Source organism: Pseudomonadota bacterium (assembly GCA_023229365.1).
GTDB lineage: Bacteria > Myxococcota_A > Polyangia > JAAYKL01 > JAAYKL01 > JALNZK01.
Genome location: JALNZK010000156.1, coordinates 1 through 10,817, shown reverse-complemented (window position 1 = coordinate 10,817; position 10,817 = coordinate 1). Strand labels below are relative to the sequence as shown.

Here is a 10,817-nt window from a genome sequence, read left to right as displayed (position 1 = left end):
TGGCGAAAAACACTGAGGAAAACAAAATGAAAACACTATCCTGTGGTTGTTGCGATCAGGGCTGCATTTGTGCGTTTCATCAAGATGTGCCCAACGGCAACCCTGAAAAATTGTGCGATTATCATCGTGAGCATGGCCATCCCCATGTCACGCAACTATCTGAGGAGCATTGGCATGAAGACTTCGAGCTTGAAGATCGTCGGCAGACCTCGGAAGGTGCGAAAGCCGAAGAAGAAATTGCCACCTTGGCCACCGAAAGAGTATAGTTTACCTTCACTGGCAGAACTGGAACGATTGAGCCAACCAACGCTATTTGTGTGTTGAGAGAGAGGGAAGCCCCCTAGTATCAACTGGGGGATAGTAGTCCTGCCGCATCAATCGGCATAGCTCAGACAGTAGTAGAGCAATCTCAACACACAATATTAAAATAAGTTTTCCTGTACATTGGGGAATTGAAAGGGAAACCAAAATGAGAAAAATCCGAATCTTTGACATCAAGTGGGATACGACCGACACCGGCAACGAAAGCGATTACAGCGAGGCCGAAGTCAAGAAGCTGGGTCTGCCCTCCGAGTTCACCGTTGAAGTCGATGACGATTTCGACCCCGAGAATGAATGTTCCGATATTCTCTCGGATGAACTGGGGTTTTGTGTCTTCCGTTGCTCATGGGAAGTAATCGCCCAGACGGTCGTTATTCCTGATCTTGAGAGTGGACAATTCGGGGACTAGTTTTCCTGTACATTAGGAAAACGAAAGGAAAACAAAACATGCGAGAAAAAGAACTTGCGGCCAAGATCGAAGCAGTCAACATAGCTCATGTGTATGCTATGCAACTCTGGAAGGAGTTGACGGAGTTTTTCCGGCCTTACGTCGGCACCGCCGTTGAGAAAAAAGACGGGCCACTGATGGCCAAGATTCAGGCCAAACTACCAATCTTTGCCAATACACCCAAGTTGATGGTGTATCGCCACGTCAGCAATTATTCGTTGGCCTGGACGGTGAAAGCCTGCGTTGCCTATCGCTCCGAACACGGCGGCGACATCGCTGTTTACCATGAAATCACCGTCTACATTGGCGATTTGGACGGGCAGACATTGACGAAGTTGTGCGAATCATATCAGGAACCGCCCGCCCTGCGTTCTGATTACACGGTCGAAGAGGTATTGGCGAACAAAGCGGCAGCGAAAAAGGCCAAAGCCGCCTATGAAGCCGCCCGAGACAAGTGCTATCCGTTCGGAGAATAACCTCTGTTGGCAATCTGTAAATATATGGGTTGCTCTGACAACCCAATGACCAACAGAGGTTAGTTTTCCTGTACATTGGGGGGATGAAAGGGAACAAAAAATGAGAAAGATCATCAATCCGCCTGAGTTCGTGGTCAACCCTGGCTATACCCCGGAAGAGTATGCTGCCCTGTGGGGTGCCGATCCCTCATATATGCAGGAGCCTAACCTTCCCGGCGATGGTTATTTGTTCTATAATTTCGCTGTGGAGGGTGATGATCCCGAGTTTTTGGCGAAGTTCATCCCGGCGATTGAGCGAACCATTCGGCACGTCGAAACCCACGCTGGTTATTCCGTGGATGATTTGCTCGATCTCCATACCCTGCTTGATTACGTCAAGGAATTGGCCGCTTAGTTTTCCTGTACATCAGGGAATTGAAAGGAAACAGTCATGGCAAAGAAAAAGGCAAAGCGAAAGTTTCTTGTGAGCTATACCTTCGGTGCCACCATCATGGTGGAGGCCGACAGTGAGGAAGATGCTGAGGCGAAGGTGGAAGATATGCCCGTCGAAGATTTGTTCGATAAGAACTGCCAAGATGGGTTTGAGGTGTCGGATGCGACAGAACTGGAGGAGTAATGAAACAGACTATTATCATCTTGGGCAATCCGATCATTGTTGACTCTGATCGGGTTGCCAAAGTGCGGCAAGCCCTCAAGGATGGTACGCCGCTAAACCAAGTTGAAAAACAATTCGATTGGGAGGATAACCGTGAGGCTACGACAAGCGGCACAACTTCACAACAGGGATGAGGTGAAAGTCCGTACCCGTGATGGCAAGGATTGGGAACAGGGATATGTCCTGGGCAATGTGCGGCAAGTTGATGGGCGTATCATTGTCCCCGTCAGCACGCCGTCATACGGTTTTCGTGAAGTCGATCACGTCGATGTGAGATAGGAGGCAAGGCGTTGTAATGCACACCCAAAACCATCGTCCATCTTATGATGGCGTAACCTTCGAGTGGTGATTGCCAACGCCTTGCTTCCTTAGTTTTCCTGTACATTAGGCTGATGAAAGGAAAATTAAAATGCGATTAGTTTCATTAGGTCAAGTTGTTTCGACCCCCGGTGCCCTGGCTGCCTTGGAAGCATCTGGCCAGAATGCGATGGAGTTTCTGGCTCGACATGAGCGAAACGATTGGGGGGATGTATCTGATGGGGATAAGCTCCTCAACGATCAAGCCTTAGTCGATGGTGGGCGATTGCTCTCTGTCTATCACCTGAAAGACGATACCACTCGTATTTGGGTAATAACTGAAGCTGATAGAAGCAGTACGTGCATTTTGCTGCCTGAAGAATATTAATGTTCTGCAAGCCACTGGGTGTATTCTTTTTTGTGTTCTAATAAGTAGGTGTGGCAAAACGCTACCATATCAACAACTCTTTGCCCGGTGGGATGGGCGATTGACCATAGTTCAAGGTTTTCAGGACGGTTATCAAGTTTGACACCGTTTTTGTGGTGTACGGTTTCTTTTGGCAATAATGCCCGCCCTAATACCTCTGACATTACCACGATATGCTCGGCAACCGTTCCATTTTTTCCTGCATTGGGGTGGCTTGGTCGATAAAAATAGCGATAGCCAGTAGAAGCCGATATATGTCCTTGCCCTTTTTTGTTTTTCTTTGGCTGAGATATTCCTACATCGCCAAAGTCCCGCAATCGTAGCCGATGCATATTACATAATCCTTTTTGTCTTGCCGGATTTACACATCCAGCCACCTCACAGTATTTTGTTTCTTTCTTCGGCAACTCTGTTGTGCCATACTTCTTAAAACGACACAAATGTTTGTGGCACAACTGATGCCCACTTGCCGACTTGCCACATACTCTACATTTGGCTCTTGGTTTTCTATTTGGAGTGATGAGTTTTATATCCTTACACCAAATACAAATAGTGCCGTGTGTTGCTCCTACCTCTTTAGCAATATCATCTATTCGCATACCAGATTGTCGTAGTTGTCTGGCTTTTTCATATTCTTTTTGTTTTCTAATCATATTTTCCTCCATACTTATATAGTATGGAGGAAATGGATTTTTACAAACAAAATAGAAATAATCCAAAATAGTTTTCCTGTACATTGCACGGCTGGCATTTCCACAATCCATCAATCCAAGAGGTGTTCAGATGTATCTGTTACCAGTGAGCGAGAATGTCAATGTCCGAGTCTCCCGAGATGACATGCTTTTCATCAAGGCGTATCAGATAAGCGACAGCTTGGCCGAGTTTAAGGAAAATCTTGCCAGATTTTTCAACCCAGAATGGTATCGCTTCACTTGGCGTATCCAGCAGAAAATCTGGAACCTGCGAACCAGAGGGGTGCCGATCAAGACTTTGTTTCGCCGTTGGAGCAGCAACACCTTTTTCACCATTTCCGGGGATGTGTTGGATGTGGATGCGATGCCTACGGAAACGGAAGGCAAGACCAATCTGACGGCTTTGGTCGAAATGGCGGTGCTAAGATAATCTTAGTTTTCCTGTACATTGGATCGGTGTAGCAACAACGCTACGATACGATACGAAACCTCTTTCAGGAGTCCTACAATGTCCGCTCTGTTTGAGTCTGGTATGTTCGTTGGCACAGTTCCGTGGCACAACATGGGAAACATCGTCCCCGAAACCACCCGATACGATGTCCCCCAGGGCATCATCGCAAGTGGTATGAATTGGGATGTCTATACCCGCCAGTGTGGGTATATGACAGCGGGGCAGTTCGTTGTCCCGATGGAACCCCTCTTCGACAAAGAGGGAGAAATCATCGGAGAATATCCCCGCAACGTCTACACCTGCCGCCGTATGCTTGTGGATGGCAAGGAGCAGGAGCAGGAATTGGGCATCGTTGGCGGTCAGTATCAAGTGGTACAGAACGCCGATATGTTCAAGTGGTTCCAGCCCTACCTCGACAAGGGGGAAGCATACCTCCATACGGCTGGGTCGCTGAATGGTGGCAAGTGGGTTTGGGTTCTCGCCAAGTTGAACCGTGACCCCGTTGAAATCGCCGCAGGGGATTGCGTGGAGAAGTTTTTGCTTCTCTCATCTTCGCACGATGGAAGCCTCTCGGTGAGGGTCGGCTTCACCCCCATCAGGGTTGTGTGTGCGAATACCCTGGCGGCTGCCCACAACGACAGCCAAAGCAAGTTGCTGAAGTTGCGGCATACGAAGATGGTTCACGCCGGTCTGGAAACCGTCCATGACATCATCGACACCGTAAACGCCGATTTTGAGGCAACCGCCGAGCAGTTCAAGATGCTCGCCCGCCGTGGTGTCAATCAAAAAGATTTGGTCAAGTTCGTTCTCCGAACCATGACCAACGACAAACCCCTCAAAGATGGGGAGGATATGTCAACGAAGATGAAAAATATCGTGCAGTCGATTTGCGAACGCATCGACAGCAAGGCCAACAGCCTCCCCTCTATCCGTGGGAGTTGGTGGTCTGCGTACAACGCAATGACCGAACACCTTTCCCACGCTGCGGGTGGTGAGGGTGGCAAAATCATTACGCCAGAGCAGAAAGCCAACAACCGGATTGCTTCGCTTTGGTTTGGGCCGAACGCTGCCCGCAATACCCTTGCCCTTAAGATTGCCCTGGAGATGGCTGCGTAGGACCAGCCCACCCCGAACCCTCCCCACTGCTTGATGGTGGGGAGGGTTCTTTTATTAGGTGGGTCAATTGAATGGGGTCAATTATATCTTGTGGAGATATGACCAGCAAGCCGCTGTGTATTTTTCGGTGGCAGTTAGCACACACGCAAACACACTTTGACATTTCTTTTAGTCGAGCATGTATGCTATTGACTTTCGTTATGTCATATCGTTTGTCATATAAATGATGGAAGTCCAAGCATACCTCTGTATTTTCTTCACAATAACGACAGCCAAGGAACATTCTGACAGCGGATAGGAATTGATTAGCTTCCTCTCTGTATCGTTGATAATAGGCTTTGTTGCGATGATATGCCGCCCTATCTCTCTCTATATTCCGTGTTGACTTGGCACACCGCTTACATTTACCACAGAGTCCATCGGATTTTGTAGCATCTTTGTGAAAGGCTGTTATTCCTTTCGTTTCTCCGCACTTGTAGCATTTTTTGTTCTTCATAATTCTCCTGATGGGACTTGCACCACGTCCCCATTATAATATACGCTGATTTAATTTATTTGTTCATTAGTTTTCCTGTACATTGGGAAGGCAGGAGAACCGATATGATAGCAAAATACTACGACAAAGCATTTCAAGCCAAGGCATTTCAGTGGTGGCGTAGTCTTAGCATCAATGAAATGAAATCCTTTGAGCGGCAGTATGGCATCAGCCGATTTTGTCGTATGGCTATTGCTTCCGAGATTGCTGAGATTTACGACCACGAAGGAGCCGAAGATGCATGTTTACTATGAGGGATTCAGAATGGCGATGCAATTCGATCCCCTTACCAATACACAGCAAGGGGATGCTATCCCCGGATGCATCCGAGTGGATGGGCATAGGGGCAACGCTCTCATGCGTATCCCTGTAAGCCAACTGCCAGGAAACTTGAACGATTGGGCAGTATGTATCCAAGAGGTAGTATCCTAGCGGATATATCCGCCCGCACGCATGTATCCTAATTAGTTTTAGTTTTCCTGTACATTGGATAAGTGCGGACACACAAACAGGAGACTGCGATGATACATGGAACCCACAAGTGGACGTATGAAGATGAAGAAGTCATAGTTGAGGGTGAGGTGGATTACACCATTACCCCCGGTTGCAAAGGGTGCCACACCCAACGCAATGGCGATCCTGGTTGGCCCGATGACCCGCCCGAAGTGGAGTTCAGCAATCCAGTTGTAACCAGTGGTGGGTCTACCGTCCTGGCCGATTATTGGTTTGCTAAGGTCGATCAAGACCGCCTGATTGAACACCTTTGCATGGAACACAGCTACGACGATTAGAAAACATGCATGGCCCGGCAACCCCCGTAACTATGAGCAATCATAGGGGTTGCCGGGCAATTTAATCTTGGTTTTCCTGTACATTGGATGGGTACTATGGCAAAGAAAATCAAAACACCGCCGATGACTGAGGCCCGCAAGGCTATCTTTGCTCGCTTCAACTGTGAAGATCAAGCCAAGACTTTGCACGAACAACTGACAAAGGGCTATGAGAAACTCAAAGCGGGTTGGCCTAACTTGCCCTATACCGATGATGTAGAGGCAAATGGCAATCTGCTTCTCGTAGCTTGCTTTGAGGCACAGCAAGAGAGGGAACAGAGGCAAATTGCCCGCTATCAGATGGGCAGAAAACAAGCCTCTGCTTTCCATCGTATTTTCGGAAGGCAACTCTGTAATTATTTTGACCATGTAATTGGCTTCAATGTTTGCAAGTTTGATGCCGATGTGGTCAAGTCCCCCGAAGGCGAAAGCTGCCGGGAAGCAATCCAAAGACAATGGGGCGATGAGGGGCTGGCAATCATTGAGGCCCTAATGAGGTGAATGATGGACAACAAACGCCGAGCCGCCCTGATTGCGAAGAACGTAAGGGGCACCATTACACCCGATGAGCAAATGGAATTGCAACAATTGCAACTCCAAGCCGCTGAGATGGTGGCACAGCTACCCCATCAGCCTATTGACATTGGGCCACAACTCGAAGCCATAGAGCAAAGACTGGGAAAATCAATTTAGTTTTCCTGTACATTGGACGTTTGCCCCGGCTATGAAAATCCTGCTGCGGTGGTTAAAAGCCACAAGACCGCCATAGCCGTGGGCATTTTTACGATGCAAACGGTAGCATCCTCAGAGCAGCGACACCATGAGCGTGAGTAATGATGCTCTGTTACTCTAGGCATGGTCAGGATGCTACCGCCTGCATCGCTACGTTCAATTTTAATTTACTTTTCCTGTACATTGGACGTTTGCTGCCAATGCACCCGAAAATTAAATTATAATTGATTTTCCTGTACATTGGAGGGTCAGTGGCGAACACAACACCCCAATACGGAGAATGAACCATGCAAGTGACCCCAGTAGAATTAGCTCAGTGGCTCGACCGCTATCAAGGTGGCTGCCGCATCTGTAGCGTTACGATGCTCACCCCCCTGAAGATGAACGTCAAGAGCCGCTTGACCAAACAGCCTAACCCCTATCTGCAAGATGGGGAAAGCACAATCGACCACCTTTCCGAGCGATTGGTTTTCGCCGGGGCAGACTATGCCAAGATGGTCAATCGGGCTTGGCAAGCAAACCTTCAGGCTAATGCCGATGGGTTTATCCCCGCCTTTGAGGCTGCCGCTCTGTGGAAGGGCAAGGGGATACACCTGAATAGGTACATAGCCCAACACGTCGAAACACAAGCCCTCTATCTCTGCCTCTTGTTCGCAAAGACAAGAGGGGAAGGGATGGAATGGGTCGAAAACAGCCTACGCCAAGAGGCATGGCTTGATCGTCGCACGGGCTTGGAAGTATCCCCCGATTGGGCAGACTTGGCCCAATACCTGCCCCCGAAAGCCGAACCCTCTAAGAAACAGGGTTGCAGGGATGGGGCCGATGTAGAGTTTGACATTGACGGCAAGCCCTACCTCCTTGAGGGGGGCGACAATACGAAAGAGGTATGCGTGCGTATGCCCCACTTGGAGAACGTCCTAAGCCTCCGTAGCTTCGACCTGAAGCAGCGGGGCAAGTACGAAGTTATCCAAGTGAAGCGGGGCAAGTATCAAGTGAGTGTCTAGGGGGTTGTGGGGATTGCTCTCGGATATATCCGCAAGATATATCCGAGGCAATCTTTCCCCTGATAGTTTTCCTGTACATTGAGAGATTACTTGAGTGCGGTAATCATGCCGCCCACCTAACCAGAAACAACAGGGTTGGCAAGTTTTCCTGTACATTGGACCTTCGTTCTTCAGGTTTGGTCTCAGCCGCCCCGGTTCGTCATCGGGGCGGCAAGTTATCATCCTTATTTCTCCTGTGTGTTGTGGTCGCCAGCCCACCCGACTGGTCATCGGGTGGGCTATTTTTTCATCATTGATAGTTTTCCTGTACATTGAGGGAATAGATCGGACAGTAATTTTTTTGTGCCAGGGACAGTCCCGTGCAAGCCGGGACCAGTGGGAAACCTCTGCTCCGCTCTTATAAAAAAATTAATGATCCCCTTGCCGAAAGGTATGGTAGAAATGACTGCCCAGCGTGTGCCTTGTGCCGTCTGAGGGGACAACAATCCACAACAACCAAGGAGCCTAAAATGATTATTTATAAATAATCATTAGACTCAGCGTGTGGTTAAGTTGGTAGTGGCGACTGGAGCCTAGTGGCGAACTAAATCCAGCATGGTTTTCCTGTACATTCACCCGATAGCGGCGACCACAACGGTTGCCCACCAACCCCAAGGAGTTAGCGAATGAAGACGACTTTGGACGACCTGATTGCCCGTTCCAGCGTGGAGCAAGCCAGCCCCCTCACCGTCGAGGCCGAAGTGCTGCAAGAGGCTGCCGCCGAACTGAAGGCGGATCGACGCAAGCGAGCCGTGACCGCCTGCAAGGGCCTGATCGACAGCTTCACCAACATCCTGCAAGCGTCCGTCAAGCATCTGCGTCAGGTGCGGGAACAGGAAGCCTTGGAAGCCAAGAGCGTCAAGGCCATCGGTCTCGCCCTGCAATACTTCGGCACCACCGGCAACCCGCTCCCCTTCTACAAGGCCAGCGGTCGCACCCGTGACGCCGCCTATTGGTGCGAGAATTGCGGCATCCCGTTCCCCAAGGACGACGATGCGGCTTGGCTCGTGCCCGCCGATTGGCAACCCACCGAAAGCAAGTAAAGTTTGATCGTCGCCACCGGCAACAAAGCCCCCGCAATAAAATGCGGGGGCTTTGCGTTTGTATAAACTTAATTTAATTAGTTTTCCTGTACATTGGCACAATGAAAGGGAAAACATCATGGGCAAAACAAAAGCCATCCCATCACCCAATTACACAGGGCAGAACATTGTGCCATCTACCTGTGGGCATTGTGGGCGTTCTTTCGCCAGCAAAAACAAGATGAGACGACATAGGCGACAAGGATGCAAAGGAAAATCAATTTAGTTTTCCTGTACATTGGCAGGATAGTTCTGTGGGACGTATGCACGGGATCGTTACCCGTGGGAACTACTGTGGTCGATCCCGAACGGCTAGGGGTCTGGCTGTGAACCAGATTTTAGTGGGTTCGATTCCCACCGATCACCCTCGTTTTCCTGTACATCGAAGGGATACATCCGATGTTTGTATTGCTATTAGATGGTAGACAACTCACCGCTGCCGAAGTGGAGGCCATATTCCCACCTCGGCAAGTAAACTTCAATCGGAGTATCATCATGCGAAAAACTGAAGGTGCCACCAAGGCCCACGCTGCCCACGGCTATTGCCAACACTTGCGAAAATCGGGCAAGCGACTCGCCAACAAGGCAACCCGCAAGGCAGGGAAAAAAATAAAATAAAGTTTTCCTGTACATTGGCAGGGTGTTAGTGCGACACAACCACCACCATCACAAGGGAGTTCGATCATGGTATCTCTGAACCACGTTGGGATTTCAGCTTTGGACGGCTGTTGCGAAGATTGTGGCTGCAACCCCTGCCGTTGTACCCCAAGGGAAAGAGCCACGTCCGAGACTGCCGCCTTGCTTCTCGTGCGTAAGCAAGTCGTGCCGATGGAATTGCGGGATGCTTCACTGGAATCGGTGCAATCCTTCCTCGGTCGTCGGCGTCAACTTGTCAGCTAAGGGGTGTTGTGGGGTATATCCTCCCTGCCCTAATAAGGCAGGGAGGAATATCTCAGATATATCCCACGGCTTGGATGTATCCCGTACCCTGATATATCCTAGCTTAGTTTTCCTGTACATCGAAATGGTGTAGTGCGACACACAACCACCCCAATTCAAGGAGCCCGAGTCATGGCGAAAATTATTCTCGCCCGTTTTGCCCCGATCCCCGCCCCCAAGACCGAAGCCAAGGGTAAGGCCAAGATCGTCAAGCCCCAGCCTGTGCAACCCGTCACGGTTGGCAAGGCAATCGACGTGATGAGCGAAGCCCACCCCGCCTATGCCGCTTTCATCTTGTGGCTGGGTGGCAAAGAAGCCACCAAACGCCAAGCTCGCAAGTTCTGCCGAGTGATGGGCTTGGAGCGTGTAGCCCCGCAAACAAGGGGGGCGGCTGCGTAGTACGTTCGATGGTCGATGGCAAGGGGCGGGTTTCGTCTCCCCCGCCCCTTGCCTATTGTACCAACAATAACATTGCTTTGTAGCAATAGCTACAAACCATGTAGCAACGGAGCAACAACGAACCAGCAACGGAGCAACAACGAACCAGCAACGGAGCAACAACGAACCAGCAACGGAGCAGCAACGGAGCAACAACGGAGCAACAACGAACCAGCAACGGAGCAACAACGAACCAGCAACGGAGCAACAACGAACCAGCAACGAACCAGCAACGAACCAGCAACGAACCAGCAACGAACCAGCAACGAACCAGCAACGAACCAGCAACGAACCAGCAACGAACCAGCAACGAACCAGCAACGAACCAGCAACGA

At 49.9% G+C, this 10,817-nt stretch carries 17 protein-coding genes and 1 tRNA gene; 17 read left to right on the top strand and 1 reads right to left on the bottom strand.

Going from position 1 to position 10,817, the window contains the following annotated elements:
- From M0R80_28800 to M0R80_28770, 7 genes are all read left to right on the top strand, one after another.
- Positions 1–266: hypothetical protein (locus tag M0R80_28800; GenBank protein ID MCK9463637.1), on the top strand; the 266-nt coding region annotated here is incomplete at its 5' end.
- A 203-nt stretch (positions 267–469) separates the two neighbouring features.
- A complete protein-coding gene (locus M0R80_28795) occupies positions 470–730 on the top strand; it encodes a hypothetical protein (protein MCK9463636.1) in 261 nt (86 codons plus the stop codon).
- A 38-nt stretch (positions 731–768) separates the two neighbouring features.
- Positions 769–1,245: a hypothetical protein gene (locus tag M0R80_28790; protein ID MCK9463635.1), complete on the top strand. Its 477-nt coding sequence runs from the start codon at positions 769–771 to the stop codon at positions 1,243–1,245.
- A 100-nt stretch (positions 1,246–1,345) separates the two neighbouring features.
- Positions 1,346–1,639 (top strand): hypothetical protein, encoded by a 294-nt coding sequence (locus M0R80_28785; GenBank protein ID MCK9463634.1) that lies wholly within the window; start codon positions 1,346–1,348, stop codon positions 1,637–1,639.
- Between the two features lie 36 nt (positions 1,640–1,675).
- Positions 1,676–1,861 carry a hypothetical protein gene (locus M0R80_28780; protein MCK9463633.1) on the top strand — a complete coding sequence of 62 codons (186 nt, stop codon included), beginning with the start codon at positions 1,676–1,678 and terminating at the stop codon, positions 1,859–1,861.
- The gene (locus M0R80_28775) at positions 1,861–2,034 is read left to right on the top strand and encodes a hypothetical protein (protein ID MCK9463632.1); all 174 of its coding nucleotides are present in this window, start codon (positions 1,861–1,863) and stop codon (positions 2,032–2,034) included. The genes M0R80_28780 and M0R80_28775 overlap by 1 nt, the downstream gene beginning before the upstream one ends.
- A 275-nt stretch (positions 2,035–2,309) precedes the next feature.
- Positions 2,310–2,585 carry a hypothetical protein gene (locus tag M0R80_28770; protein MCK9463631.1) on the top strand — a complete coding sequence of 92 codons (276 nt, stop codon included), beginning with the start codon at positions 2,310–2,312 and terminating at the stop codon, positions 2,583–2,585.
- On the opposite strand, the gene M0R80_28765 is transcribed toward M0R80_28770, so the two are convergent.
- Complete coding sequence (locus tag M0R80_28765) at positions 2,582–3,277, bottom strand: HNH endonuclease (GenBank protein MCK9463630.1); 696 nt, start codon at positions 3,275–3,277, stop codon at positions 2,582–2,584. The two genes, M0R80_28770 and M0R80_28765, sit on opposite strands and share 4 nt — an antisense overlap.
- A 184-nt stretch (positions 3,278–3,461) precedes the next feature.
- Between M0R80_28765 and M0R80_28760 the strand changes: the two genes are divergently transcribed.
- From M0R80_28760 to M0R80_28715, 10 genes are all read left to right on the top strand, one after another.
- Positions 3,462–3,746 (top strand): hypothetical protein, encoded by a 285-nt coding sequence (locus tag M0R80_28760; GenBank protein MCK9463629.1) that lies wholly within the window; start codon positions 3,462–3,464, stop codon positions 3,744–3,746.
- Positions 3,747–3,878: 132 nt separating this feature from the next.
- Complete coding sequence (locus tag M0R80_28755) at positions 3,879–4,883, top strand: DUF945 domain-containing protein (protein ID MCK9463628.1); 1,005 nt, start codon at positions 3,879–3,881, stop codon at positions 4,881–4,883.
- Between the two features lie 600 nt (positions 4,884–5,483).
- The gene (locus M0R80_28750) at positions 5,484–5,672 is read left to right on the top strand and encodes a hypothetical protein (protein ID MCK9463627.1); all 189 of its coding nucleotides are present in this window, start codon (positions 5,484–5,486) and stop codon (positions 5,670–5,672) included.
- 267 nt (positions 5,673–5,939) lie between these two features.
- Complete coding sequence (locus M0R80_28745) at positions 5,940–6,209, top strand: hypothetical protein (GenBank protein ID MCK9463626.1); 270 nt, start codon at positions 5,940–5,942, stop codon at positions 6,207–6,209.
- 96 nt (positions 6,210–6,305) lie between these two features.
- Positions 6,306–6,749, top strand: coding sequence for a hypothetical protein (locus tag M0R80_28740; protein ID MCK9463625.1), 444 nt, complete (start codon positions 6,306–6,308; stop codon positions 6,747–6,749).
- Positions 6,750–6,941, top strand: coding sequence for a hypothetical protein (locus tag M0R80_28735; protein ID MCK9463624.1), 192 nt, complete (start codon positions 6,750–6,752; stop codon positions 6,939–6,941).
- 326 nt (positions 6,942–7,267) lie between these two features.
- Entirely contained in the window at positions 7,268–7,984 is a 717-nt protein-coding gene (locus M0R80_28730) for a hypothetical protein (protein MCK9463623.1), read from the top strand.
- A 665-nt stretch (positions 7,985–8,649) separates the two neighbouring features.
- Positions 8,650–9,066, top strand: a complete 417-nt coding sequence (locus tag M0R80_28725; GenBank protein ID MCK9463622.1) for a hypothetical protein — start codon at positions 8,650–8,652, stop codon at positions 9,064–9,066.
- A 333-nt stretch (positions 9,067–9,399) separates the two neighbouring features.
- Positions 9,400–9,471, top strand: a tRNA-His gene (locus M0R80_28720).
- Between the two features lie 705 nt (positions 9,472–10,176).
- Complete coding sequence (locus tag M0R80_28715; GenBank protein ID MCK9463621.1) at positions 10,177–10,443, top strand: hypothetical protein; 267 nt, start codon at positions 10,177–10,179, stop codon at positions 10,441–10,443.
- Positions 10,444–10,817: the final 374 nt, after the last annotated feature.